Here is a 25,972-nt window from a genome sequence, read left to right as displayed (position 1 = left end):
CATGGCAGAAGCAGTCGCCAATAACGTTCCGGCCAAGACCACGCCTCCAGACGGCAAACCGCCGCTGTTTGGTTTGTCCTTCCTGGAAAACCTCTCCGAGATGACCATGCTGCGTCAGGTGGGCCTGTTGGTTGGCCTGGCTGCGAGCGTGGCGATTGGATTTGCCGTGGTGCTGTGGTCTCAGCAACCCGACTATCGGCCGCTGTACGGCAGCCTTGCCGGTATGGACGCCAAGCAGGTCATGGAAACCCTGGCTGCCGCTGACATTCCCTACACCGTCGAACCCAACTCCGGCGCCTTGCTGGTCAAGGCCGATGATGTGGCGCGTGCGCGGCTCAAGCTCGCCGCTGCTGGTGTTACTCCCAAGGACGGCAACATCGGTTTTGAAATCCTCGACAAGGACCAGGGGCTGGGGACCAGTCAGTTCATGGAAGCGACCCGTTATCGTCGCGGCCTTGAAGGTGAACTGGCGCGGACCATTTCCAGCCTGAACAACGTCAAGGGTGCCCGTGTGCACCTGGCCATTCCGAAAAGCTCGGTATTCGTGCGTGACGAACGCAAGCCAAGTGCATCGGTACTGGTTGAACTTTATTCCGGTCGGTCACTGGAGCCGGGCCAGGTTCTGGCCATTATCAATCTGGTGGCGACCAGTGTTCCCGAGTTAAGCAAGTCGCAGATCACCGTCGTGGACCAAAAGGGCACCTTGCTCTCCGATCAGGCGGAAAACTCCGAACTGACCATGGCCGGCAAGCAATTCGATTACAGCCGCCGCATGGAAAGCATGCTGACCCAGCGTGTGCACAATATTCTGCAACCGGTGTTGGGCAATGATCGCTACAAGGCTGAAGTCTCCGCCGACGTGGACTTCAGCGCGGTCGAGTCGACCTCGGAGCAATTCAACCCGGATCAGCCGGCACTGCGCAGCGAGCAGTCGACGTCCGAACAGCGCACCGCCAGCAACGGCCCGCAAGGCGTTCCCGGTGCTCTGAGCAATCAGCCGCCTGCGCCTGCCTCCGCCCCGCAAACCACTGGTGGCGCGAGCGCTTCCGCCGGCATGGTGCAGCCGGGTCAGCCGCTGCTCGATGCCAACGGCCAACAAATCATGGACCCGGCAACCGGTCAGCCGATGCTGGCACCGTACCCGGCGGACAAGCGTCTGCAATCCACCAAGAACTTCGAACTCGACCGCTCCATCAGCCACACCAAGCAGCAGCAGGGCCGATTGAATCGCCTGTCGGTTGCCGTCGTCGTGGATGATCAGGTCAAGGTCAACGCGGCCAATGGTGAAACCACTCGTGCGCCATGGAGCGCCGATGAATTGGCGCGCTTAACGCGATTGGTGCAGGACTCCGTTGGTTTTGACGCCAGCCGTGGCGACAGTGTCAGCGTGATCAACGTGCCGTTCTCGGCCGAGCGTGGCGAAGTCATCGCCGACATCCCGTTCTACTCGCAGCCCTGGTTCTGGGATGTGGTGAAACAGGTTCTCGGGGTGCTGTTCATTCTGGTGCTGGTGTTCGGCGTGCTGCGTCCGGTGCTCAACAACATCACCGGTGGCGGCAAAGGCAAGCAACTGGCGGGTATCGGCAGCGATGTCGAGCTCGGTGGCATGGGCGGTCTGGACGGGGAACTGGCCAACGACCGTGTCAGCCTCGGTGGCCCGCAAAGTATTCTGCTGCCTAGCCCGAGCGAAGGCTATGACGCACAGTTGAACGCAATCAAGAGCCTCGTGGCAGAAGATCCGGGTCGTGTGGCTCAGGTCGTGAAAGAGTGGATTAACGCAGATGAGTGATAACCGAGCCGCTATCGCCAAACTCAGCCGGGTCGACAAAGCCGCGATTCTGCTGCTGTCCCTGGGGTCAACCGATGCTGCGCAAGTGCTGCGCCACATGGGGCCCAAAGAGGTTCAGCGTGTGGGCGTGGCCATGGCGCAGATGGGTAATGTGCACCGCGAGCAGGTCGAGCAGGTGATGAGCGAGTTCGTCGACATCGTTGGCGATCAGACCAGCCTCGGCGTCGGCTCCGATGACTATGTGCGCAAGATGCTCACCCAGGCGCTGGGCGAAGACAAGGCCAACGGCCTGATCGACCGGATCCTGCTGGGCGGCAATACCAGCGGTCTCGACAGTCTCAAGTGGATGGAGCCGCGTGCAGTGGCGGACGTGATCCGTTACGAGCACCCGCAGATCCAGGCCATCGTCGTGGCTTACCTGGATCCGGATCAGGCAGGTGAAGTGCTCGGCAACTTCGACCACAAGGTGCGGCTGGACATCATTTTGCGGGTTTCGTCGCTGAACACCGTGCAACCGGCGGCCCTGAAAGAACTGAACCAGATTCTCGAGAAGCAATTCTCCGGCAACTCCAACGCCGCGCGTACCAACCTGGGTGGCATCAAGCGTGCAGCCGACATCATGAACTTCCTCGACAGCTCGATCGAAGGTCAACTGATGGACTCGATTCGCGAAGTCGACGAAGACCTGTCCGGTCAGATCGAAGACCTCATGTTCGTGTTCAACAACCTGTCCGATGTCGACGACCGTGGGATTCAGGCACTGTTGCGCGAAGTTTCCTCGGACGTGCTGGTGCTGGCCCTCAAGGGCTCGGACGAAGGCGTCAAGGAAAAGATCTTCAAAAACATGTCCAAGCGTGCGGCCGAATTGCTCCGCGACGACCTGGAGGCCAAGGGGCCGGTACGCGTCAGCGACGTGGAAACCGCACAGAAAGAAATCCTCACCATTGCCCGCCGTATGGCCGAAGCCGGAGAAATCGTTCTCGGCGGGAAGGGCGGCGAGGAAATGATTTAACGCCATGGCATCCAAGAGTGATGATTCGCCCACCGACCTGATCCGTGCGCGTGATGTCCGTGGTTTCGATATCTGGTCGTTGCCCAGCTTCGACCCGTACGTCCCGGAGCCTGAGCCAGAACTGGTAGAAGAACCGCCGGAGATGGAGGAAGTGCCGCTGGAGGAAGTCCAGCCACTGACCCTCGAAGAACTCGAAAGTATTCGTCAGGAAGCCTACAACGAAGGCTTCGCCACGGGCGAGAGAGAAGGTTTCCACAGCGCCACGCTCAAGGTTCGTCAGGAAGCTGACGTGGCCCTGAGCGCGAAGCTCGCCAGCCTTGAATTGCTGATGAGCAATCTGTTCGAGCCGATTGCCGAACAAGATACGCAGATCGAGAAGTCCCTGGTCGGTCTGGTCCAGCACGTCGCCAAACAGGTGATTCAGCGCGAACTGGCCATCGACTCGACGCAAATCGAACATGTCATGCGCGAAGCCCTGAAACTGCTGCCGCTGGGCGTCGGAAATGTGCGTCTGTACATCAATCCGCAGGACTTCGAGCAGGTCAAGGCATTGCGCGAGCGCCATGAAGAGACCTGGCGTATCGTCGAAGACGAAGCCATGTTGCCGGGTGGATGCCGGGTCGAGACCGAGCACAGCCGCATCGACGCGACAGTAGAAACCCGCATCACGCAAATCATGGCCAAGCTGTTCGATCAGTTGCACGACCAGGCGTTGCACCCGGCCGAGGCGGATATGACGCTGGAACTTCCCGTCAGCGAAAAACCGTCTGCCGCAGCGCTTGAGCCAGAGCCGGAAATCGCTGATGCGCCTTGATCGCACCAGCTTCGGCAAGCGCCTGAGTACTTATGCGCATGCCACCGAGTTGCCCGGTCAACCGATCCTCGAAGGGCGCTTGCTGCGCATGGTGGGCCTGACGCTTGAAGCGGAGGGCCTGCGCGCAGCCATGGGCAGCCGCTGCATGGTGATCAACGACGACAGTTATCACCCGGTACAGGTCGAAGCCGAAGTCATGGGTTTCTCCGGCAACAAGGTGTTTCTGATGCCGGTCGGCAGTGTCGCGGGCATCGCCCCAGGCGCCAGGGTTGTGCCCTTGGCCGATACCGGTCGCTTGCCGATGGGCATGAGCATGCTCGGGCGCGTACTTGATGGCGCCGGCCGTGCGCTGGATGGCAAGGGCGGGATGAAGGCCGAAGACTGGGTGCCGATGGATGGTCCGACCATCAACCCGCTCAAGCGTGACCCCATCAGCCAGCCGCTCGACGTGGGTATTCGCTCCATCAACGGATTATTGACAGTCGGTCGCGGTCAGCGCCTCGGCCTCTTCGCCGGCACCGGCGTCGGCAAGAGTGTGCTGCTGGGTATGATGACCCGCTTCACCGAGGCCGATATTATCGTGGTCGGGCTGATCGGCGAACGGGGTCGTGAGGTCAAGGAGTTCATCGAGCACATCCTCGGTGAAGAAGGGCTCAAGCGCTCCGTGGTGGTTGCGTCTCCGGCGGACGATGCGCCACTGATGCGTTTGCGCGCAGCCATGTATTGCACGCGAATCGCCGAGTATTTCCGCGACAAGGGCAAGAACGTGTTGTTGCTGATGGACTCCCTGACCCGTTTTGCTCAGGCGCAGCGGGAAATCGCCCTGGCCATCGGCGAGCCGCCAGCGACCAAGGGTTATCCGCCGTCGGTATTCGCCAAGCTGCCGAAACTGGTGGAACGCGCCGGTAATGCCGAGGCGGGCGGAGGCTCGATCACCGCGTTTTATACGGTACTGTCCGAAGGTGACGATCAGCAGGACCCGATCGCCGACGCAGCGCGGGGCGTGCTCGACGGGCATATCGTCCTGTCGCGGCGCCTGGCGGAAGAGGGGCACTACCCGGCGATCGACATCGAGGCGTCCATCAGCCGGGTCATGCCGTCGGTGGTCACTGCGGACCACATGGCGCGTGCGCAGTACTTCAAGCAGCTCTGGTCGCGTTATCAGCAAAGTCGCGACCTGATCAGCGTCGGCGCCTATGTGGCGGGCGGCGATCGGGAAACCGATCTGGCGATCTCGTTGCAGCCTCAATTGGCCAAGTACTTGCGTCAGGGCCTGAACGACAGCATCAGCCTGGGTGAGAGCGAGGCGTATCTTGCCTCGATCTTCGCCCCGGCGGCTGGCGGCTAACACCTCATGGCCCTGAGCCGGTCAGCGCGCCTGACGCCCGTGGTCGATATGGCTGAAAAGGCCGAAAAGACCGCCGTCCAGCGCCTGGGGCACTTCCAGGGCCAGGTGCGGTTGGCCGAGAGCAAGCTCGCTGACCTTGAAAACTTTCGCCTCGAGTATCAGGAACAATGGATCGAACGCGGCAGCCACGGCGTCTCGGGGCAATGGTTGTTGGGGTATCAAGGTTTTCTCGCGCAGCTTGGAACCGCTATCGATCAGCAGCGCCAAAGCCTGGACTGGCACCAGAACAACCTGAACAAGGCGCGTGAAGCCTGGCAGCAGGCTTTTGCCCGGGTTGAAGGGTTGCGCAAGCTGGTGCAGCGCTACGTCGACGAAGCCCGTCAGCTCGACGACCGGCGTGAGCAAAAGCTGCTCGATGAGCTTTCCCAGCGCTTGCCGCGCCACGACCCGTATTGAGTGCTGGTTTCAAAAGATCGCAGCCTTCGGGATCGGATTTGCATGCGGTCAATGTAGGAGCTGCCGAAGGCTGCGATCTTTTGACCTTGCTCACGCTCCCCGCAAGTGCTAAACCTTCTACACGTTGCCAATGACAGGGAAGCCGTAGCATGTCAGTCGTTACAGAAGTATCCGCGGATGGGCAAAAACTGACGATTTCGGTCAAGGGGCGGTTTGATTTCGCCAAGCATCAGGAGTTTCGTGAATCCTACGAGCGCCCTGACGGGCAGATGCCAAACTCGGTGGTGGTCGATTTGAAAGAAGCGACTTACCTCGATAGTTCGGCGCTGGGTATGTTGCTGCTGCTGCGTGATCACGCCGGTGGCGATAACTCTGATATTCGCGTCGTCAACAGCAGTTCCGATGTGAAGAAAATCCTCGCCATCTCCAATTTCGACAAGTTGTTCGACATCAGTTGATCGTCATGTCGACGCTACCCGAGCCGCTGACGGTGCTGATTGCTGAAGACAGCGCGGCCGATCGCCTGTTGCTGTCGAGTATTGTTCGTCGTCAGGGGCATGAGGTGTTGACGGCGGCCAACGGCGCCGAGGCGGTCGAGCTGTATCAGCAGCAGCGTCCGCAATTGGTGTTGATGGATGCGATGATGCCGGTGATGGACGGTTTCGAAGCGGCGCGGCAGATCAAGCTGCTGGCTGGCGAAACCCTGGTGCCGATCATCTTCCTGACCTCGCTGACGGAAAGCGAGGCCTTGGCGCGTTGCCTGGAGGCGGGTGGTGACGACTTTTTGGCAAAACCCTATAACCGGGTGATCCTGGGCGCCAAGATCAAGGCGATGGACCGCTTGCGGCGGTTGCAGGCGACAGTTCTGGAGCAGCGCGATCTGATCGCCAGGCACCATGATTACCTGCTCAATGAGCAGCGGGTGGCCAAGGCTGTGTTCGACAAGGTCGCTCACTCCGGTTGCCTGAGTGCCCCCAACATTCGTTATTCACAATCCCCTTATGCGTTGTTCAACGGCGATCTGTTGCTCGCTGCATTCACCCCTGCCGGTGATATGCATGTGCTGCTGGGGGACTTCACCGGTCATGGCCTGCCGGCGGCAGTCGGCGCCATGCCGCTGGCGGAAGTGTTCTACGGCATGACCGCCAAGGGGTACGGTCTGGCGGAAATGCTGCGCGAGATGAACGCCAAGCTCAAGCGTATCCTGCCGGTGGATATGTTCTGCTGCGCGACCCTGCTGTGCCTGAGCTTTCAGCGCCGTTCTGTGGAAGTCTGGAACGGCGGTATGCCGGATGGCTATCTGCATGACATCGCCAGCGGAAAGCGCACCACGTTGCTGGCACGGCATCTACCGCTGGGTGTGTTGAGCCCGCAAGCCTTTGATGATTGCACTGAAGTGTTCCCGATGGCCCTCGGCGACCGGGTGTTTCTGTTGTCGGACGGTGTGATCGATACCTGTGATGCCAATGAGCAACTGTTTGGTGTCGAGCGATTAGAGCGGGTGTTTGCCGACAATCGCCAGCCAGAACGGTTGTTCGAGGATATTGAACGGGCGTTGCGGGACTTTCGGGGCGAAGCGCGCGATGACGTCAGCATGGTTGAGGTCAGTCTGCTCGAAGCCGCACAACTCAGTCCTCCGGCGATGGTGTATTCCGACAGTGGCCAGTCCTCTCCGCTGGACTGGTCGGTGAGTTTCGAGTTTCGTGCGGACACGCTCAAGCGCTTCAATCCGTTGCCTTATCTGTTGCAATTGTTGCTTGAGGTGCATGGGCTGCGGGTGCAAAGCGGGGCGCTTTACAGCGTGCTGGCTGAGCTCTATTCCAATGCGCTGGAGCATGGTGTGCTGGGGCTGGATTCGAGCCTCAAGCGCGATGCATCCGGGTTCGCTCGGTATTACGAGCAGCGTAATGCGCGCCTGGACGCACTTGAGGACGGCTATCTGCGGGTGCATTTGCAAGTGTCGCCGCAAGGTGCGGGTGGCTGTCTGGTGGTGGAAGTTGAAGACAGTGGCGCGGGGTTCGACGTGCAACAGGTGATGGCTCGACCTGTTGATGGCGGCCGCTTGTCGGGTCGCGGAGTGAATCTGGTCCGCCAATTGAGCCACAACGCCAGTTGGTCGGACAACGGCCGGCGTGCCCGCGTGGAGTTTTCCTGGGAGGCTCAGGCATAATCCGCACATTCTTGATCAAGGAGCGAGCAAGTGACTGACATTCATCTGGACCACGAAGTGCTGAACGCGCTGCAAGAAGTGATGGAGGATGAGTACCCGAAACTTCTGGATACTTTTCTTCAGGACTCCGAAGAGCGTTTGACTCAGCTGCGCAGAACCCAAGACCCCGATCAATTGCTCAGTACCGCCCACAGCTTCAAGGGCAGTAGCAGCAATATGGGCGCCAGACGCCTGGCTGAGTTGTGCAGTGAGCTGGAGTTGCGAGCCAGGGAAAAACAGACCTTCGGCATTGAAAAACTGGTCGGAGAAATCGACGGCGAATTCGCTATTGTCCGGCCGCTTTACGAAGCAGAGCGCCAGCGTTTTCATTATTGAAAGTATCATCGTTGCAGGTTCTTTCGGCTTTTGATCAAACTTGGCTCGACCCTTGCAATTTGTTTCTCAACTGTACCTACGATCCCAGTGCAGCGGAGACCGTTATGCCCCTCGCCCCGAATATGCTTCTTCAGGCCGCCTCGCAGGCCCAGACTCAGGCTGCGTCTGCCAACGTGTCTGTCAATGCCCCGGCAACGACTGCAGAGCCCAGGGATAAGGCCGCAAGCTTTTCTCAGGTCTACGCCAAACAGTCGCAAGCTACTCCTGCGTCAAGCACTGATGGGACCGGCAAGTCTGCGCGTGACAAAGTGTCGTCGGACAACAAGTCTGCCGCCCCGGAACCGACGGTTGCCGATAGCGGCAAATCCTTGCCCGCCGACAAAACTGCGACTACTGGAGATAAGGCCGCAAGCGCCGACGCAAAGGTCACGGATGCTCCGGTGGCTGATAGCACTCCGGTCGACCCTGCTCTCGATCCAGCATTGGCGCAGGCGGTGCAGCCGGCGCCGACGCCCGTGCCCACACCAGACCCACATACACCGCCAGTGGTGTCTCAGGCCCAGCCCTTGCCTCAGGTCGACGCGGCGCTTGCGGCCACGGTGACGCCTGCGCCGGCTACGCCCGCGACTGATCCCGCGTTCGATCCTGCATCTGATCCTTTGGACGCGATGCCGGCCTTGCGTCTGGCGCTGGAGCAAAGTGGGCACGTTTCGGCTTCCAGTCAGTCCCCGACAAAAGCGGCGCTGGATCAGGCCGATAGTCAGCCAACCGCGGCGCAGAACTTTGCCAATGGCATGGCAAGCATGCTTGACGTGCAAACCGGCAAGGACAGCACCAGCCAGGGTGGAGAAAAGTCCTTCAGTGGGTTGATCGATGAAGGACTCAAGGATCTGAAGTCGGCGACCAGTGACACTCGCGTTGACGATTTTGCCAACCGTCTGGCGGCGCTGACCCAGGCCGCCACGCCGAAGACCGCGAATGCATTGCCGGTGAATCAACCGATCGCCATGCATCAGAGCGGCTGGACCGAGGAAGTAGTCAATCGGGTCATGTATCTGTCAAGTGCCAACCTCAAGGCTGCCGATATTCAGCTTCAACCGGCTGAGTTGGGACGCTTGGATATTCGGGTGAACATGGTTCCCGATCAGCAGACTCAAGTGACCTTCATGAGCGCCCATGTCGCGGTGCGGGAGGCGCTGGAAGGGCAGATGCATCGTTTGCGCGATATGTTTGCCGAGCAAGGCATGGGGCAGGTCGACGTCAATGTGTCCGACCAGTCCCGCAGTTGGCAAGGGCAGGGACAGCAGCAGGCTCAGCAAGGTCAGAGCGGGTCCACCAGTGCCAGCGGTGGTCGCCTGGGCTCGGCGGATGAAGAGTCGCCAATGAGCGTGGCTGAAGCGACCGCCAGCACCACCAGCGTCATTGGCTCCAGCGCAGTCGACTATTACGCCTGATCAAACACAGGACCCTGTGGGAGCGGGCTTGCTCGCGAAGAACGATAACGCGGTTTAACAGATAAACCGCAGTGTCTGCTTCGCGAGCAAGCTCGCTCCCACATTGGTCTTGTGGTGTTTTGTAGATTGCGCTCAATCCCCGCCATTTCCCCTCCCGACACTTCTGGCATAACACTTGCTCTTGCCTTGCCGTGTAACTGTGAAAACTCGAATAGTGACGGATTATTGGCATGGCGAAGAGCGAAGCAGCAGTGAAAGACCCCGCCGGGAAAAGCAAACTCAAGCTTATTCTCGTGATTGTGCTGGCCGTGCTGCTGGCGATCGGCCTGTCCGTGGGCGCGACCTGGTACTTCATGCACAGTGCTCAGAGCAAGCCCGCGCCAGCGGCCGAAGCCGCCAGCAACGTCAAGCCGGCGGCGATTTATGAGCCAATGGCCCCAGCCTTTGTGGCCAACTACAACCAGAGTGGCCGTCAACGCTACATGCAGGTGAGCATTACCCTGCAGGCGCGTAATCAGGCGGATCTGGATGCGCTGAAAGTGCATATGCCGGTGATTCGCAACAACCTGGTCATGCTCTTCTCCGGGCAGAGTTTCGATACTCTGGCGACCCCGGTCGGTCAGGAAATGCTGCGCCAGAAAGCCACTGCCAGTGTGCAGGAAGTGGCGCAGAAGGAAGTCGGCAAAGTCGTTATCGACCAGTTGCTCTTTACCAATTTCGTACTGCAGTAGGAACACGACATGGCCGTGCAGGACCTGCTGTCCCAAGATGAGATCGATGCGCTGTTGCATGGTGTCGATGACGGTCTGGTACAGACCGACAACGCTGCTGAACCGGGCAGTGTCAAAAGCTATGACCTGACCAGTCAGGATCGCATCGTCCGTGGACGCATGCCGACCCTGGAAATGATCAACGAGCGGTTTGCCCGTTACACGCGCATCAGCATGTTCAACATGCTGCGGCGTTCGGCGGACGTCGCTGTCGGTGGTGTGCAGGTGATGAAGTTCGGCGAGTACGTGCACTCGCTGTACGTACCGACCAGCCTCAACCTGGTCAAGATCAAGCCGTTGCGCGGTACCGCGCTGTTCATCCTCGACGCCAAGCTGGTCTTCAAGCTGGTGGACAACTTTTTCGGTGGTGATGGTCGTCACGCCAAGATCGAAGGTCGTGAATTCACCCCGACCGAATTGCGCGTAGTGCGCATGGTGCTGGAACAGGCCTTCGTCGACTTGAAAGAGGCCTGGCAGGCGATCATGGAAGTCAACTTCGAGTACATCAACTCGGAAGTGAACCCGGCCATGGCCAACATCGTGGGGCCGAGCGAAGCGGTGGTGGTCTCGACCTTCCACATCGAACTCGATGGCGGTGGCGGCGATCTGCACGTGACCATGCCTTACTCGATGATCGAGCCGGTCCGCGAAATGCTCGATGCCGGCTTCCAGTCGGACCTCGACGATCAGGACGAGCGTTGGGTCAATGCCTTGCGTCAGGACGTGCTGGACGTCGACGTGCCGATCGGTGCCACGGTTGCCCGTCGCCAATTGCGCCTTAGGGACATCCTGCACATGCAGCCGGGGGATGTGATCCCGGTCGAGATGCCGGAAGAAATGATCATGCGCGCCAACGGCGTGCCGGCCTTCAAGGTCAAAATGGGCTCCCACAAGGGCAACCTGGCGTTGCAAGTGATCGAGCCGATCGAGCGCCGCTGATCGGCGCTCGTACACATTCGCTTTTAAATGACGGCTTCCAATTGAATGGTTGCCCGCCGAGGACAAATGATGGCTAACGATATGAATACCCAGGACGACCAGGCTCTGGCCGATGAATGGGCTGCGGCCCTTGAAGAGACGGGTGATGCCGGGCAGGACGACATTGACGCCTTGCTGGCCGCCGATGCAGCGACCTCGTCGTCCTCCAATCGTCTGGCGATGGAAGAGTTCGGCAGCGTGCCGAAGAACAACGAGCCAGTGACCCTTGACGGTCCTAACCTGGACGTGATTCTGGACATCCCGGTGTCGATCTCCATGGAAGTCGGCAGCACCGATATCAACATTCGTAACCTGCTGCAGCTCAACCAGGGTTCGGTGATCGAGCTTGACCGTCTGGCCGGCGAGCCGCTGGACGTACTGGTCAACGGCACGTTGATCGCTCACGGCGAAGTGGTGGTGGTCAACGAGAAGTTCGGCATCCGCCTGACCGACGTGATCAGCCCAAGCGAACGCATCAAGAAGCTGCGCTGAGTGAAGGCGTTTCTCGGCATATTGCTGGCCTTGCCGCTCAGTGCGTGGGCGGCGGAACCGGTAGCGGCGGTCGCGACACCCTCGGTCGGCAGTGGCGCGGCCGGGCAGTTGACTCAGCTGGTGCTGGGTTTATTGCTGGTACTGGGGTTGATCTTCTTCCTCGCCTGGTTGTTGCGCCGCGTTCAGCAGGCGGGTCCTGCCGGCAAAGGGCAAGTGATCGAGCTGATCGGTTCGCGCGCCTTGGGGCCGCGTGATCGTCTGGTACTGGTACAAGTCGGCAACGAGCAGATTCTGCTCGGACTGACCCCCGGCACCATCACCCCGTTGCATGTGCTCAAGGAGCCGGTTCAGGTTCCCAGTACCGAGCAAGCGACCCCTGAGTTTGCCCAGCGCCTGATGGAGCTGTTAGGTAAGGATAAGAAGTAATGCCGTTGCGCATCCTGTTGACGTTGGTTCTGATGCTGGCTGCGCCGTTGGCGTTCGCCGCCGACCCGCTGTCGATTCCGGCGATCACCCTGGGCACGAACGCCAATGGCGCTCAGGAATATTCGGTCAGCCTGCAAATCCTGCTGATCATGACCGCGCTGAGTTTCATTCCGGCGTTCGTCATGCTGATGACCAGCTTCACCCGGATCATCATCGTCTTCTCTATTCTGCGTCAGGCCCTGGGCTTGCAGCAGACGCCGTCGAACCAGATCCTCACCGGCATGGCGCTGTTTCTGACCATGTTCATCATGGCGCCGGTCTTTGATCGGGTGAATCAGGATGCCTTGCAGCCTTATCTGGCCGAGAAACTTACGGCTCAGGATGCCGTGGCCAAGGCGCAAGTGCCGATCAAGGACTTCATGCTGGCGCAGACCCGCAGCAGCGATCTTGAGCTGTTCATGCGTCTGTCCAAGCGCACCGACATCGCTACGCCGGATCAGGCGCCGTTGACCATTCTGGTGCCGGCCTTCGTGACCTCGGAACTGAAAACCGCATTCCAGATCGGCTTCATGATCTTCATCCCGTTCCTGATCATCGACCTGGTCGTTGCCAGTGTGCTGATGGCCATGGGCATGATGATGCTCTCGCCTCTGATCATTTCGCTGCCGTTCAAGATCATGCTGTTTGTGCTGGTGGATGGCTGGGCATTAATCATCGGTACACTGGCGAGCAGTTTCGGTGGCGTTTAGAACCTTGTGGGCGGGTAGGGCGATATGACTCCTGAAGTTGCGGTAGACCTGTTCCGGGAAGCGCTCTGGCTGACCACCATGATGGTCGCCATTCTGGTGGTTCCGAGTTTGCTGGTGGGACTGCTGGTGGCGATGTTTCAGGCTGCCACCCAAATCAACGAACAGACCCTGAGTTTCTTGCCGCGCTTGCTGGTGATGCTGGTGACCCTGATCGTTGCCGGTCCTTGGCTGATACAAACGTTCATGGAGTACATCCTGCGCTTGTACACCAGTATTCCGCAGTTGATCGGCTAAGCCATGTCGTTGCTGGCGCTGACCGACGCGCAAATCAGTACCTGGGTGGCAAGCTTCATGTTGCCGATGTTCCGGGTGGGCGCGGTGCTGATGACCATGCCGGTCTTCGGCACGACCCTGATGCCCAGGCGTATTCGGATGTATTTCGCACTGGCGATAACGGTGGTCATCACGCCGGGCCTGCCACCGATGCCGCAGGTCAATCCGCTGGATTTGAGTGGTCTGCTGCTGATTGCCGAACAGATCCTCATCGGCGCGCTGCTGGGGTTCTCCTTGCAGCTGTTCTTTCAGGCGTTCGTGGTGGCCGGGCAGATCATTTCGATCCAGATGGGCATGGGCTTCGCGTCCATGGTCGACCCCACCAACGGTGTGTCGGCGGCAGTCATCGGGCAGTTTTTGACGATGCTGGTGACGCTGCTGTTTCTGGGCATGAATGGCCATCTGGTGGTGTTTGAAGTCCTCACGGAAAGCTTCACGACCCTGCCGGTGGGCAGTGGCATGCTGGTCAATCATTTCTGGGAAATGGCCGGCAAGATGGGCTGGGTACTGGGCGCGGCACTGCTGCTGGTATTGCCGGCAATCACCGCGCTGTTGGTGGTCAACATTGCCTTCGGAATCATGACTCGCGCGGCACCGCAGCTCAATATCTTCTCCATCGGTTTTCCGTTGACCCTGGTGCTGGGCCTGGTGATTTTCTGGGTCAGCCTGGGGGACATTCTCAATCAGTATCAACCGTTGGCCACCGAGGCCTTACAGTTGTTGCGTGATATGGCACAGGCGCGCTGAGTCATGGCTGAAAGCGAGAGCGGTCAGGACAAGACGGAAGACCCCACGGACAAACGCAAGAAGGACTCCCGTGAAAAGGGCGAGATCGCCCGCTCCAAAGAGCTCAATACCTTGGCGGTGATGCTGGCCGGGGCGGGTGGGCTGCTGATCTACGGCGGTGGGCTGGCGCTGGACTTGCTGGAAATCATGCGCCTGAATTTCTCGCTGCCTCGTGAAGTGGTGCTCACCCCGGATGCCATGGGCCTGTATTTGCTGAACTCGGGCAAAATCGCGATTCTCGCGGTGCAGCCGGTGCTGCTTTCCTTGCTGCTGGCGGCAATCATTGGTCCGATTTCTCTGGGCGGCTGGCTGTTTGCCGGCAGTAGCCTGGCGCCGAAGTTCAGTCGAATGAACCCGGCCAACGGCCTCAAGCGGATGTTTTCCTCCACGGCGTTGATCGAGTTGCTCAAGGCTCTGGCAAAATTCCTGTTGGTGCTGTTCGTCGCGCTCAGCGTGCTGCGGTCGGACATCGACGATTTGCTGCGAATCGCCCATGAGCCGCTGGAGCAGGCGATTATCCACAGCGTGCAACTGGTGGGCTGGAGCACGTTATGGATGGCCTGCGGGTTGATTCTGATTGCAGCGGTCGATGTGCCGGTTCAGTTGTACCAGAGTCACAAGAAGCTGCTGATGACCAAGCAGGAAGTGCGCGACGAGCACAAGGACCAGGAAGGTCGTCCTGAGGTCAAGCAGCGGATTCGTCAGTTGCAGCGTGAGATGTCCCAGCGGCGGATGATGGCGGCCATTCCTGACGCCGATGTGGTCATCACCAACCCGACCCACTATGCGGTGGCGCTCAAGTACGACCCGGAGAAGGGCGGTGCGCCGATGCTGGTCGCCAAGGGCAACGACTTCCTGGCGCTGAAGATCCGCGAAATCGCTGTGGCTAACGAGGTTCTGTTGCTTGAGTCGCCAGCCCTGGCGCGTTCGATCTACTACTCCACCGAACTCGACCAGGAAATCCCCGGCGGCCTCTATCTGGCGGTCGCCCAAGTACTGGCGTACGTCTATCAGATCCGCCAGCACCGCGCCGGCAAGGGCAAGCGCCCGGATCCGCTCAAGGACGATTTGCCGATTCCACCGGATCTGCGCCGCGATTCCTGATCTGATTCACCGCTCGGAAAATCAAAAGATCGCAGCCTCCGGCAGCTCCTACACGGACTTAAGTACACCCGTAGGAGCTGCCGGAGGCTGCGATCTTTTTACCTGCGCAAACCTCTATTTCAAACCTCTGCAAAAGTTGGAAGGCTTCTTGCAATAGCCCGCCTGCGCCCGCTTCAGGCGTCAAAAGTTTGCTTCAAGGAACGGGGAATACCGGTGGATCGCTCTCAGTTAATCAACAGTGCCCGCAGCAACCTGGCAGACCTCAGTCGAGGCAATCTGGGTGTGCCGCTGTTGCTGTTGGTCATGCTGGCAATGATGATGTTGCCGGTCCCGCCGTTCCTGCTCGACGTGTTCTTCACCTTCAACATTGCGCTGTCGATTGTCGTGCTGCTGGTCTGTGTCTACGCCTTGCGGCCGTTGGACTTCGCGGTATTCCCGACCATTCTGCTGGTCGCCACGTTGTTGCGACTGGCGTTGAACGTGGCCTCGACCCGGGTGGTGATGCTCCACGGTCAGGACGGCCATGCCGCCGCCGGTAAGGTGATCCAGGCCTTCGGTGAGGTGGTGATCGGCGGTAACTACGTGGTCGGTATCGTAGTCTTCGCGATTTTGATGATCATCAACTTCGTCGTGGTGACCAAAGGTGCCGGACGGATTTCCGAGGTCAGTGCACGTTTCACCCTTGATGCGATGCCAGGCAAGCAGATGGCTATCGACGCCGACTTGAACGCCGGCCTGATCGACCAGCCCGCAGCCAAGCTGCGTCGCATGGAAGTGGCCCAAGAGGCTGAGTTCTACGGTTCGATGGACGGTGCCAGCAAGTTCGTGCGCGGTGACGCCATCGCCGGTCTGCTGATTCTGTTCATCAACCTGATCGGCGGCATGGCGGTCGGTATCTTCCAGCACGGCATGACTTTCGGTGATGCAGGCAAGGTCTACGCGTTGCTGACCATCGGTGACGGTTTGGTGGCGCAATTGCCATCACTGCTGCTATCCACCGCTGCGGCGATCATGGTGACCCGTGCTTCCGGTTCGGAAGACATGGGCAAACAGATCAATCGGCAGATGTTCGCTTCGCCAAAGGCGTTGGCGGTGGCGGCCGGATTGATGGCGGTCATGGGCCTGGTGCCGGGCATGCCGCACTTTTCCTTTCTCAGTATGGCGGCAGTGGCTGCAGGTGCCGCGTATCTGTTCTGGAAGAAGCAGAACATCGTCAAGGTTCAGGCTCTGGAAGAGGTCAAGCGCCAGCAGGAGCTGCTGCCGTCGCCGGCACGGGCCATGGAAACCAAAGAATTGGGCTGGGACGACGTGACCCCGATCGACATGATCGGCCTGGAAGTCGGTTACCGGCTGATTCCGCTGGTGGATCGCAACCAGGGTGGTCAGTTGCTGGCGCGGATCAAGGGCGTGCGCAAGAAGCTTTCCCAGGATCTGGGCTTCCTGATGCCGACCGTGCACATCCGCGACAACCTCGACCTGGCACCGAGCGCCTACCGCCTGACCCTGATGGGGGTGATCCTCGCCGAGGCGGAGATTTATCCGGATCGCGAATTGGCGATCAACCCTGGGCAGGTCTACGGCACGCTCAATGGCATCACCGCCAAAGATCCGGCCTTTGGGTTGGAGGCGGTCTGGATCGAAGTCAGCCAGCGTCCTCAGGCGCAGTCTCTGGGTTACACCGTGGTGGATGCCAGTACGGTGGTGGCAACCCACCTCAATCAGATTCTGTACAAGCATTCCAGCGAGCTGATCGGCCACGAAGAGGTTCAGCAGCTCATGCAGTTGCTGGCCAAAAGCTCGCCAAAACTGGCCGAGGAGCTGGTGCCAGGTGTTGTTTCGCTGTCGCAACTGCTCAAAGTACTGCAAGCACTGTTGGCCGAGCAGGTTCCGGTTCGCGACATTCGTAGTATTGCCGAAGCCATCGCCAACAATGCCTCCAAGAGTCAAGATACTGCCGCTCTGGTGGCTGCCGTCCGTGTAGGTGTATCGCGCGCAATCGTCCAAAGCATTGTAGGCACTGAGTCCGAGCTGCCTGTGATCACCTTGGAACCAAGGTTGGAACAAATATTGCTCAATAGTCTTCAGAAGGCAGGACAAGGCTCGGAAGAGGGCGTTCTGCTGGAGCCAAGCATGGCAGAGAAGTTGCAACGTTCGTTGATCGAAGCTGCGCAGCGTCAGGAAATGCAAGGTCACCCGGTGATTCTGCTGGTAGCAGGTCCGGTACGCGCGATGCTCTCGCGGTTCGGACGTCTGGCAGTCCCGGGGTTGCATGTGTTGGCGTACCAGGAAATTCCTGACAACAAGCAAGTGACCATCGTTGCGACAGTAGGGCCCAACGGCTGAGGTAGTGGTTTATGCAAGTTAAGCGTTTTTTCGCCGCCGATATGCGTCAGGCCATGAAACTGGTTCGCGATGAGCTGGGCGCTGATGCAGCCATTATCGGTAATCGCCGGATCGCCGGTGGTGTCGAGCTGACGGCTGCCCTGGATTACAAACTGTCGGCGCTGGCTCCACGTGTGCCGAACATCGAACTCGAAGACGAGCTGCGCAAGACCCAGTCGCGGATCGTCACGGCTCAAGCCGAATTGAGCCTGCGTGGCGATGGCGAGGGCGACGCGAGCGCCGCCACCAATCGCCAGCTGTTCGCCGGCCTGCCGCTGACCGCTGCGGAACCTTTGATCGAGCCGACCTTTGCCGAGCGTCCGCGTCCTGCTCCAGCGCCTGCACCGTCCGCCGGGGTGGACCCGCGAGCATTCGACTCGATGCGTTTCGAGCTCAATGGGCTGCGCGAATTGCTGGAAGTGCAGTTGGGCTCGCTGGCCTGGAACCAGTTGCAAGGCAGTCGTCCCCAGCAAGCCAACCTCTGGCGTCGCCTGCAACGCATCGGCCTGTCCGGCCCGCTGTCGCGCGATCTTCTGGAGCTGATTACTGAAATTGAAGAACCTCGCCAGGCCTGGCGCATGCTGTTGGCGCACCTGGCGCGGATGATCGTCACCCCCGAGATCGAACCGCTGGAAGAGGGTGGCGTAATTGCCATGGTCGGCCCTGCCGGCATGGGCAAAACCACGACGCTGGCCAAGCTGGCCGCCCGTTATGTGCTCAAGTACGGCGCGCAGAACATCGCGCTGGTGAGCATGGACAGCTACCGCATCGGTGCTCAGGAACAACTCAAGACCCTGGGGCGTATCCTCAATGTCTCGGTGACTCACGTCGACCCGGGCCAGTCCCTGGCGCAAGCCCTTGATCCACTGCTGCGCAAGCGTGTGGTGTTGATCGACACCGCCGGCCTGCAAGCCAGTGACCCGGCGTTGCGCATGCAACTGGAAAGCCTGGCTGGTCGCGGGATCAAGTCGAAGAATTATCTGGTGCTGGCCACTACCAGCCAGAAACAGGTGCTGACCGCCGCTTATCACAGTTACAAGCGCTGCGGGCTGGCAGGCTGCATCCTGACTAAACTGGATGAAACGGCGAGTCTGGGCGAAGTGTTGAGCCTGGCAATCAGCCACGAATTACCCGTTGCCTATCTGACTGATGGGCCGCGAATCCCGGATGATCTACATTTACCCCGCCGGCATCAGTTGGTCAGTCGCGCCGTAAGCGTGCAGATGCAGGAAGAACCCAGCGAAGAAGCCATGGCTGATATGTTCGCTGACCTCTACCACAGCCCGAGCAAGCGTGTCGGCTGAGGTAATAATGAATAGATTTGTATCTACATCGATGGCCTGCCATGCATTGTTCCAAAGTGAGCGCGCAGCCAGTCATGTAGCCCGCGTCTAAGCAAGACAAGGTAAAGAAAGAACATGGGCAGCATGCATCCCGTACAGGTGATCGCGGTGACCGGCGGCAAAGGTGGCGTCGGGAAGACTAATGTGTCAGTGAACTTGTCCCTGGCTCTTGCTGAGCTCGGCCGGCGCGTCATGCTGCTGGACGCCGATCTGGGGCTGGCGAACGTCGACGTCCTGCTGGGGCTCACGCCCAAGCGTACGCTGGCCGACGTCATTGAAGGCCGCTGTGAGCTGCGCGATGTATTACTTCAGGGGCCGGGCGGAATTCGTATTGTTCCAGCAGCGTCCGGTACCCAGAGCATGGTTCACCTCAGTCCAGCCCAGCATGCTGGCCTGATTCAGGCATTCAGCGACATTGGCGATAACCTCGACGTATTGGTGATCGACACGGCGGCGGGTATTGGTGAGTCGGTGGTCAGTTTTGTTCGCGCCGCTCAAGAGGTGTTGCTGGTGGTTTGCGACGAGCCGACGTCGATCACTGACGCCTACGCGCTGATCAAACTGCTCAACCGCGATTACGGCATGAACCGCTTCCGCGTGCTGGCCAACATGGCGCAAAGCCCTCAGGAAGGGCGGAACCTGTTCGCCAAGTTGACCAAGGTCACGGATCGCTTCCTCGACGTCGCCTTACAATACGTCGGTGCGGTGCCTTACGACGAAAGCGTGCGCAAGGCCGTGCAGAAGCAACGCGCCGTGTATGAAGCGTTTCCTCGCTCCAAATGTGCGCTGGCGTTCAAGGCCATCGCGCAGAAAGTCGATACCTGGCCGCTGCCTGCCAACCCGCGTGGGCATCTGGAATTTTTCGTCGAGCGCCTGGTGCAGCAAACTGCGGGTCCGGTTCTATGACAGCCAGCGGTTACAACCTGTACAAGAAGTCGGCGCGTGACGCGCAGTACGAACTGATCGAGCGTTACGCGCCACTGGTAAAACGGATTGCCTATCACCTGTTGGCGCGCTTGCCGGCCAGTGTTCAGGTCGAAGACCTGATTCAGGCAGGAATGATCGGTTTGCTCGAAGTATCGACCAAATACGATGCGAGCAAAGGCGCGAGTTTCGAGACGTACGCGGGGATCCGTATCCGTGGTGCGATGCTCGATGAAGTCCGCAAGGGTGACTGGGCGCCACGCTCGGTACACCGCAATACCCGGATGGTGAGTGACGCGATTCGCTCAATTGAAGCTAAAACCGGGCGTGACGCTAAAGATCACGAGGTTGCGGCCGAACTCCAATTGAGTCTCGACGATTATTACGGGATTTTGAATGACACCTTGGGCAGTCGCCTGTTCAGCTTCGACGATCTGTTGCAGGACGGCGAGCATGAAGGGCTGCACGAGGATGGCGCGAGTGCTCATCTCGAACCGTCGCGCGACCTGGAAGATGAACGCTTTCAGGCTGCACTGGCGGATGCGATTGCCAATTTGCCGGAGCGTGAGCGACTGGTGTTGGCGCTGTACTACGACGAAGAGCTGAACCTCAAGGAAATCGGTGAGGTCCTGGGGGTCAGTGAATCGCGGGTCAGCCAGTTACACAGCCAGTGCGCGGCCCGTTTGCGGGGGCGTTTGGGGGAGTGGCGAGCGCGCTGACAGCAGTGTGGGGACACTGCGAACGAAACAGGCATGGCGTAAAGCTGTGCCGGTCTTCATCCGTTGTGCTCCAGACAGTCGTTGAGTGCTCTGCCTGATTGATTGAATGGCGCGTCCAGGTGCTGGGCGCGTTTAAGACTGCTTGGAGGTCGAATTGGACAAGAACATGAAAATCCTCATCGTTGATGACTTCTCAACGATGCGGCGGATCATAAAAAACCTGTTGCGTGACCTTGGGTTCACCAACACGGTCGAGGCGGACGACGGTATTACCGCCATTCCCGTCCTCAACAGCGGGAGCATCGACTTTCTGGTAACGGACTGGAACATGCCTGGCATGACCGGTATCGACTTGCTGCGCCACGTGCGCGCCGATGAAAAGCTCAAGCACCTGCCGGTGCTGATGGTCACTGCCGAAGCCAAGCGTGAGCAGATCATCGAAGCCGCTCAAGCCGGTGTAAACGGCTATGTGGTCAAACCCTTCACGGCCCAGGCGTTGAAAGAGAAGATCGAAAAAATATTCGAACGCATCGGTTGATGTGCGGAGCCACTGCGCCACGGGGGGAGCTATGGAGCAAAGAGAATCTTCACAGGGCGATTTCGAATCGACCCTGAAAAAACATGCCCAGGAACTGGTCGAAAGCCTTGAAAAGGGCAGGTTCGGCGACGCTGTGCAATTGATCCATGAGCTCAACCAGACCCGTGACCGAGGCCTGTACCAGGAAGTGGGCAAGCTCACTCGCGAACTGCATAGCGCGATCGTCAATTTTCAGATTGACCCGCACATGCCGCAAGCCGAGGAAGTCTCGCAGATCACGGATGCCACCGAGCGCCTGTCCTATGTGGTCAAGCTGACCGAGGCGGCTGCGAACCGCACCATGGACCTGGTTGAGAACAGCACGCCGCTGGTCAATGGTTTGAGCACTGATGCCCAGGCCTTGAGCGCGGACTGGGGGCGTTTCATGCGCCGCGAAGTCGGCGCCGAAGAGTTCCGCGAACTGGCCCGGCGTGTCGACGGTTTCCTGACGCGTAGCGCCGAGCAGACGCAGGTCGTTTCGGGCAACCTCAACGATATTCTGCTGGCTCAGGATTACCAGGATCTAACCGGTCAGGTGATCAAACGCGTGACTCAATTGGTCACCGAAGTCGAAAGCAACCTGCTCAAGCTCGTGCTCATGGCCAGTCAGGTGGACCGCTTTGCGGGCATCGAACATGACCATGAAGCGATGCTGGCTGAAAAAGATCCGCAAAAACATCTCTCGCAGGGTGAAGGTCCGCAGATTCATGCCGATAAACGAGAAGACGTTGTGTCCGGTCAGGACGATGTAGACGATTTGCTTTCCAGCCTTGGATTCTAGGAGCACCCATACACATGAGCTTCGGCGCCGATGAAGAGATCCTTCAGGATTTCCTGGTTGAGGCCGGCGAGATTCTAGAGCAACTGTCCGAGCAACTGGTTGAGCTGGAAAGCCGACCAGATGATGCGGATCTGCTCAATGCAATTTTTCGCGGTTTTCACACTGTAAAAGGGGGCGCCGGCTTCCTCCAGCTCAACGAGCTGGTGGAGTGCTGTCACATCGCCGAGAACGTGTTCGACATCCTGCGCAAGGGTGAGCGTCGCGTCGACTCGGAACTGATGGACGTGGTTCTCGAAGCGCTGGACGCGGTGAACAGTATGTTCAGCGAAGTCCGTGAGCGTGCACCGATCACTGCGGCTACGCCGGAACTGCTGGCGGCTCTGGCCCGTCTGGCCGAGCCTCAGACGGCCGATGTGGCGCAACCTGTTGCTGAAGTGGTTCAAGCACCTGCCGCTGAAAGCGAATCGGGCGACATCACCGACAATGAATTCGAACTGCTGCTGGACTCGCTGAACGCGGTCAAGGCGCAGGCCGAAGCGGGGGCAACCGTTGCCCCGGCACCTGAAGCGGCTGCCGGCAGCGATGAAATTACCGATGCCGAGTTCGAGTCGTTGCTCGATCAGCTGCACGGCAAAGGCCAGTTTGCTGTCGATGCGGTGGTAGCGCCAACCGCACCGGCTGCCCCGAAAGCGGCAGGCGACAGCTCCGACATTACCGACGACGAATTCGAAGCCCTGCTCGATCAGTTGCATGGCAAAGGCAACTTCGCCGTTGATGCTCTGGAATCGGCGATTGCTGCCGTTCCAGCGCCTACGGCACCTGTGGCCGCAGTCGCCGGCAGCGATCTGATCTCCGATCACGAGTTCGAATCGCTGCTCGACGAATTGCATGGCAAAGGCAAGTTCACTGAGGTCGGCACCGGTTCTGCCGCTTCGGTGGCGGCACCCGTCGCCAAGGCCGCGGCACCCAAGCCTGTCGCCAAAGTACCCGAGCCAAAAGCTGAAGCGCCGAAGCCTGCTGCCGCTGCTGCCCCGGCCCCCGCCCGCGCAGCGGCTTCACCGCCACCTGAAAAACCGGCCAGTGAAGCCGAGACCACCGTACGTGTGGATACCGCGCGCCTCGACGAAATCATGAACATGGTCGGCGAGCTGGTGCTGGTGCGTAACCGTCTGGTTCGTCTGGGACTCAACAGCGGCGATGAAGCCATGTCCAAGGCCGTGTCGAACCTCGACGTGGTCACGGCCGACTTGCAGACCGCGGTGATGAAGACCCGGATGCAGCCGATCAAGAAAGTCTTCGGGCGCTTCCCGCGACTGGTTCGCGACCTCGCGCGTCAGTTGAAGAAAGAGATCAACCTGGAGCTGGTCGGCGAAGAAACCGACCTCGACAAGAACCTCGTCGAGGCTCTGGCCGACCCGCTGGTCCACTTGGTGCGCAACGCAGTCGACCACGGTATCGAGTCACCGGAAGAGCGCGAAGCTTCGGGCAAGTCCCGTGGCGGTAAAGTCATCCTGGCGGCCGAGCAGGAAGGCGATCACATCCTGCTGTCGATCTCCGATGACGGTAAAGGCATGGACCCGAACGTCTTGCGCGCCATCGCGGTAAAACGCGGCGTGATGGACAAGGATGCCGCCGATCGTCTGAGCGAGACCGAATGCTACAACCTGATTTTTGCGCCGGGTTTCTCGACCAAGACCGAGATATCCGACGTGTCCGGGCGTGGCGTGGGCATGGACGTGGTGAAGACCAAGATTTCCCAGCTCAACGGTTCGATCAATATCTACTCGACCAAGGGCCAGGGCTCGAAGATCGTCATCAAGGTCCCGTTGACCCTGGCGATCATGCCGACGCTGATGGTCATGCTCGGCAATCAGGCCTTTGCCTTCCCGCTGGTCAACGTCAACGAAATCTTCCACCTCGACCTGTCGCGCACCAACGTGGTCGACGGTCAGGAAGTGGTTATCGTGCGGGACAAGGCGTTGCCACTGTTCTATCTCAAACGCTGGCTGGTCAGCTCCGCTGCTCACGAAGAGCAGCGTGAAGGCCATGTGGTGATCCTTTCGGTGGGTACTCAGCGGATCGGCTTTGTCGTCGATCAACTGGTGGGCCAGGAGGAAGTGGTCATCAAGCCATTGGGCAAAATGCTCCAGGGAACCCCGGGCATGTCCGGCGCCACCATTACCGGTGACGGCCGCATCGCCTTGATTCTCGATGTTCCGAGCATGCTCAAGCGTTACGCCGCACGGCGTATTTGATTCTGATGGAGCGGGGCGACTGAGCCTCGCTCCGTCTAACGGAGTGTTTATGGCAGTCAAGGTCCTGGTGGTGGATGATTCTGGTTTTTTCCGCCGCCGCGTCTCGGAAATTCTTTCAGCGGATCCGAGTATCCAGGTCGTCGGTACGGCGACCAACGGTAAAGAGGCGATCGATCAGGCCCTGGCCCTCAAGCCAGACGTGATCACCATGGACTACGAGATGCCGATGATGGATGGCATCACGGCGGTGCGGCATATCATGCAGCGCTGTCCTACCCCGGTTTTGATGTTCTCCTCGCTGACGCACGAAGGCGCTCGGGTTACCCTCGATGCGCTGGACGCGGGTGCGGTGGATTTTCTGCCAAAGAATTTCGAAGACATCTCGCGCAATCCCGAGAAGGTCAAGCAACTGCTGTGCGAGAAGGTTCACAGCATCTCGCGCAGTAACCGTCGTTTCAGCGCCTACAGCGCACCGGCCCCGGCGGCCGCACCAACCCCGACGCCGGCACCTTCGAGTGTCAGCAGTTTCGGCAGCAGTGCAGTTGCGCCTGCGCGTCCGGCACCGGCACCGATTCCTGCGCGTGCGTCAGCTGCCAGCACATCGTCGCCAGCACCAAAACGCAAAGCCTACAAACTGGTTGCCATTGGTACTTCAACCGGTGGCCCTGTGGCGTTGCAGCGGGTGCTGACTCAGCTGCCGGCAAACTTCCCGGCGCCGATCGTGTTGATCCAGCACATGCCGGCGGCCTTCACCAAGGCTTTCGCCGAGCGTCTGGACAAGCTCTGCCAGATCAGCGTCAAGGAAGCCGAGGATGGTGACATCCTGCGTCCAGGCCTGGCCTTGCTGGCGCCGGGTGGCAAGCAAATGATGATCGACGGTCGTGGCGCGGTGAAAATCCTCCCGGGCGACGAGCGTCTGAACTACAAACCTTGCGTGGACATCACCTTCGGTTCTGCGGCCAAGTCCTACGGCGACAAAGTTCTGGCGGTGGTCCTCACCGGCATGGGCGCCGACGGTCGCGAAGGCGCGCGTCTGCTCAAGCAGGGCGGCAGTGCGGTCTGGGCTCAGGATGAAGCCAGTTGCGTGATCTACGGCATGCCGATGGCGATTGTCAAAGCCGATCTGGCAGACGCGATTTACGGTCTTGACGATATCGGCAAGCACCTGGCCGAGGCATGCATCTGATGGATGTTTTAAGCCTTATCGGGATCATCATGGCGTTCGTCGCCATTATTGGTGGCAACTACCTGGAAGGTGGTCATCTCGGTGCCTTGGCCAACGGCCCGGCAGCGTTGATCGTGCTCGGCGGGACCATTGGCGCTGCGTTGTTGCAGTCGCCGATGAGTGCCTTCAAGCGCGCCATGCAGATTCTCGGCTGGATCCTGTTTCCACCGCGTGTCGACCTGGCCGGTGGCGTCGACCGCGTGGTCAACTGGAGCCTCATCGCGCGCAAGGAAGGTTTGCTCGGGCTTGAAGGGGTAGCGGACACCGAACCCGACAGCTACTCGCGCAAAGGCTTGCAACTGCTGGTCGACGGCGCTGAGCCTGAGTCGATTCGCAGCATCCTGGAAGTGGACTTCTACACCCAGGAAAGCCGTGACATCGAAGCCGCCAAAGTCTTTGAAAGCATGGGCGGCTATGCGCCGACCATCGGCATTATCGGTGCGGTCATGGGCCTGATCCATGTCATGGGCAACCTCGGCGATCCGTCGCAACTGGGCAGCGGCATTGCCGTGGCCTTTGTCGCGACCATCTACGGTGTGGCCAGCGCCAACCTGGTGCTGTTGCCAATTGCCAGCAAGCTCAAATCCATCGCGTTGCGGCAGTCGCGTTATCGCGAAATGTTGCTGGAAGGCATTCTGTCGATTGCCGAAGGTGAAAACCCTCGCTCCATTGAGTTGAAGCTTCAGGGCTTCATGGACTAGGACTAAGGG

26 protein-coding genes are annotated in these 25,972 nt (G+C 59.6%); all 26 read left to right on the top strand.

What is annotated here, in order from left to right; genetic code table 11:
• The first annotated feature begins 1 nt into the window (after position 1).
• The 26 genes from fliF (at position 2) to ACIPIN_RS03655 (ending at position 25,963) form a co-directional block, all read left to right on the top strand.
• Entirely contained in the window at positions 2-1,789 is a 1,788-nt protein-coding gene (gene fliF, locus ACIPIN_RS03780; protein ID WP_401115471.1) for a flagellar basal-body MS-ring/collar protein FliF, read from the top strand.
• Positions 1,782-2,801 carry a flagellar motor switch protein FliG gene (gene fliG, locus ACIPIN_RS03775; protein ID WP_401115468.1) on the top strand — a complete coding sequence of 340 codons (1,020 nt, stop codon included), beginning with the start codon at positions 1,782-1,784 and terminating at the stop codon, positions 2,799-2,801. The genes fliF and fliG overlap by 8 nt, the downstream gene beginning before the upstream one ends.
• A 4-nt stretch (positions 2,802-2,805) precedes the next feature.
• On the top strand, positions 2,806-3,615 hold the full coding sequence (gene fliH / locus ACIPIN_RS03770; protein ID WP_401115465.1) for a flagellar assembly protein FliH: 810 nt from the start codon (positions 2,806-2,808) through the stop codon (positions 3,613-3,615).
• Positions 3,605-4,963 carry a flagellar protein export ATPase FliI gene (gene fliI, locus ACIPIN_RS03765; RefSeq protein ID WP_401115462.1) on the top strand — a complete coding sequence of 453 codons (1,359 nt, stop codon included), beginning with the start codon at positions 3,605-3,607 and terminating at the stop codon, positions 4,961-4,963. Before fliH ends, fliI begins: the two co-directional genes overlap by 11 nt.
• Before the next feature lie 6 nt (positions 4,964-4,969).
• Complete coding sequence (fliJ, locus tag ACIPIN_RS03760) at positions 4,970-5,419, top strand: flagellar export protein FliJ (protein WP_401115459.1); 450 nt, start codon at positions 4,970-4,972, stop codon at positions 5,417-5,419.
• Between the two features lie 149 nt (positions 5,420-5,568).
• The gene (locus tag ACIPIN_RS03755; protein WP_401115456.1) at positions 5,569-5,877 is read left to right on the top strand and encodes an STAS domain-containing protein; all 309 of its coding nucleotides are present in this window, start codon (positions 5,569-5,571) and stop codon (positions 5,875-5,877) included.
• A 5-nt stretch (positions 5,878-5,882) separates the two neighbouring features.
• The gene (locus ACIPIN_RS03750) at positions 5,883-7,589 is read left to right on the top strand and encodes a SpoIIE family protein phosphatase (protein ID WP_401115453.1); all 1,707 of its coding nucleotides are present in this window, start codon (positions 5,883-5,885) and stop codon (positions 7,587-7,589) included.
• A 30-nt stretch (positions 7,590-7,619) separates the two neighbouring features.
• The gene (locus ACIPIN_RS03745; protein WP_401115450.1) at positions 7,620-7,964 is read left to right on the top strand and encodes an Hpt domain-containing protein; all 345 of its coding nucleotides are present in this window, start codon (positions 7,620-7,622) and stop codon (positions 7,962-7,964) included.
• A gap of 104 nt (positions 7,965-8,068) precedes the next feature.
• Entirely contained in the window at positions 8,069-9,418 is a 1,350-nt protein-coding gene (locus ACIPIN_RS03740; RefSeq protein ID WP_401115448.1) for a flagellar hook-length control protein FliK, read from the top strand.
• Between the two features lie 230 nt (positions 9,419-9,648).
• A complete protein-coding gene (fliL, locus tag ACIPIN_RS03735) occupies positions 9,649-10,149 on the top strand; it encodes a flagellar basal body-associated protein FliL (RefSeq protein ID WP_401115445.1) in 501 nt (166 codons plus the stop codon).
• A gap of 9 nt (positions 10,150-10,158) precedes the next feature.
• The gene (gene fliM / locus ACIPIN_RS03730; RefSeq protein ID WP_010456950.1) at positions 10,159-11,127 is read left to right on the top strand and encodes a flagellar motor switch protein FliM; all 969 of its coding nucleotides are present in this window, start codon (positions 10,159-10,161) and stop codon (positions 11,125-11,127) included.
• Positions 11,128-11,196: 69 nt separating this feature from the next.
• Complete coding sequence (fliN, locus tag ACIPIN_RS03725) at positions 11,197-11,658, top strand: flagellar motor switch protein FliN (protein WP_401115442.1); 462 nt, start codon at positions 11,197-11,199, stop codon at positions 11,656-11,658.
• Positions 11,659-12,084 carry a flagellar biosynthetic protein FliO gene (gene fliO / locus ACIPIN_RS03720; RefSeq protein WP_401115439.1) on the top strand — a complete coding sequence of 142 codons (426 nt, stop codon included), beginning with the start codon at positions 11,659-11,661 and terminating at the stop codon, positions 12,082-12,084. It abuts the gene before it with no gap.
• Positions 12,084-12,833: a flagellar type III secretion system pore protein FliP gene (gene fliP / locus ACIPIN_RS03715; RefSeq protein WP_071551272.1), complete on the top strand. Its 750-nt coding sequence runs from the start codon at positions 12,084-12,086 to the stop codon at positions 12,831-12,833. The genes fliO and fliP overlap by 1 nt, the downstream gene beginning before the upstream one ends.
• A 24-nt stretch (positions 12,834-12,857) precedes the next feature.
• Positions 12,858-13,127: a flagellar biosynthesis protein FliQ gene (fliQ, locus tag ACIPIN_RS03710; RefSeq protein ID WP_262116688.1), complete on the top strand. Its 270-nt coding sequence runs from the start codon at positions 12,858-12,860 to the stop codon at positions 13,125-13,127.
• 3 nt (positions 13,128-13,130) lie between these two features.
• Positions 13,131-13,913 carry a flagellar biosynthetic protein FliR gene (gene fliR / locus ACIPIN_RS03705; protein WP_401115435.1) on the top strand — a complete coding sequence of 261 codons (783 nt, stop codon included), beginning with the start codon at positions 13,131-13,133 and terminating at the stop codon, positions 13,911-13,913.
• A 3-nt stretch (positions 13,914-13,916) separates the two neighbouring features.
• The gene (gene flhB, locus ACIPIN_RS03700; RefSeq protein ID WP_401115432.1) at positions 13,917-15,056 is read left to right on the top strand and encodes a flagellar biosynthesis protein FlhB; all 1,140 of its coding nucleotides are present in this window, start codon (positions 13,917-13,919) and stop codon (positions 15,054-15,056) included.
• Between the two features lie 213 nt (positions 15,057-15,269).
• Complete coding sequence (flhA, locus tag ACIPIN_RS03695) at positions 15,270-17,399, top strand: flagellar biosynthesis protein FlhA (RefSeq protein WP_401115429.1); 2,130 nt, start codon at positions 15,270-15,272, stop codon at positions 17,397-17,399.
• Between the two features lie 11 nt (positions 17,400-17,410).
• The gene (gene flhF, locus ACIPIN_RS03690; protein ID WP_401115426.1) at positions 17,411-18,742 is read left to right on the top strand and encodes a flagellar biosynthesis protein FlhF; all 1,332 of its coding nucleotides are present in this window, start codon (positions 17,411-17,413) and stop codon (positions 18,740-18,742) included.
• A 114-nt stretch (positions 18,743-18,856) separates the two neighbouring features.
• Entirely contained in the window at positions 18,857-19,687 is an 831-nt protein-coding gene (fleN, locus tag ACIPIN_RS03685) for a flagellar synthesis regulator FleN (protein ID WP_093417037.1), read from the top strand.
• Complete coding sequence (gene fliA / locus ACIPIN_RS03680) at positions 19,684-20,424, top strand: RNA polymerase sigma factor FliA (RefSeq protein ID WP_007894214.1); 741 nt, start codon at positions 19,684-19,686, stop codon at positions 20,422-20,424. The genes fleN and fliA overlap by 4 nt, the downstream gene beginning before the upstream one ends.
• Positions 20,425-20,590: 166 nt before the next feature.
• Positions 20,591-20,962: a chemotaxis response regulator CheY gene (locus tag ACIPIN_RS03675; RefSeq protein WP_008006721.1), complete on the top strand. Its 372-nt coding sequence runs from the start codon at positions 20,591-20,593 to the stop codon at positions 20,960-20,962.
• Between the two features lie 31 nt (positions 20,963-20,993).
• Positions 20,994-21,782 carry a protein phosphatase CheZ gene (locus ACIPIN_RS03670; protein WP_401115421.1) on the top strand — a complete coding sequence of 263 codons (789 nt, stop codon included), beginning with the start codon at positions 20,994-20,996 and terminating at the stop codon, positions 21,780-21,782.
• Between the two features lie 14 nt (positions 21,783-21,796).
• Positions 21,797-24,037, top strand: a complete 2,241-nt coding sequence (locus ACIPIN_RS03665; protein WP_401115418.1) for a chemotaxis protein CheA — start codon at positions 21,797-21,799, stop codon at positions 24,035-24,037.
• 49 nt (positions 24,038-24,086) lie between these two features.
• Positions 24,087-25,223, top strand: coding sequence for a chemotaxis response regulator protein-glutamate methylesterase (locus ACIPIN_RS03660; protein WP_401115415.1), 1,137 nt, complete (start codon positions 24,087-24,089; stop codon positions 25,221-25,223).
• Complete coding sequence (locus tag ACIPIN_RS03655) at positions 25,223-25,963, top strand: flagellar motor protein (protein ID WP_401115412.1); 741 nt, start codon at positions 25,223-25,225, stop codon at positions 25,961-25,963. Before ACIPIN_RS03660 ends, ACIPIN_RS03655 begins: the two co-directional genes overlap by 1 nt.
• Positions 25,964-25,972: the final 9 nt, after the last annotated feature.

The sequence above is a fragment of the Pseudomonas sp. NPDC087697 genome (genome assembly GCF_044743155.1).
Lineage (GTDB): Bacteria > Pseudomonadota > Gammaproteobacteria > Pseudomonadales > Pseudomonadaceae > Aquipseudomonas.
This window is presented reverse-complemented; position numbering and strand designations above follow the sequence as displayed.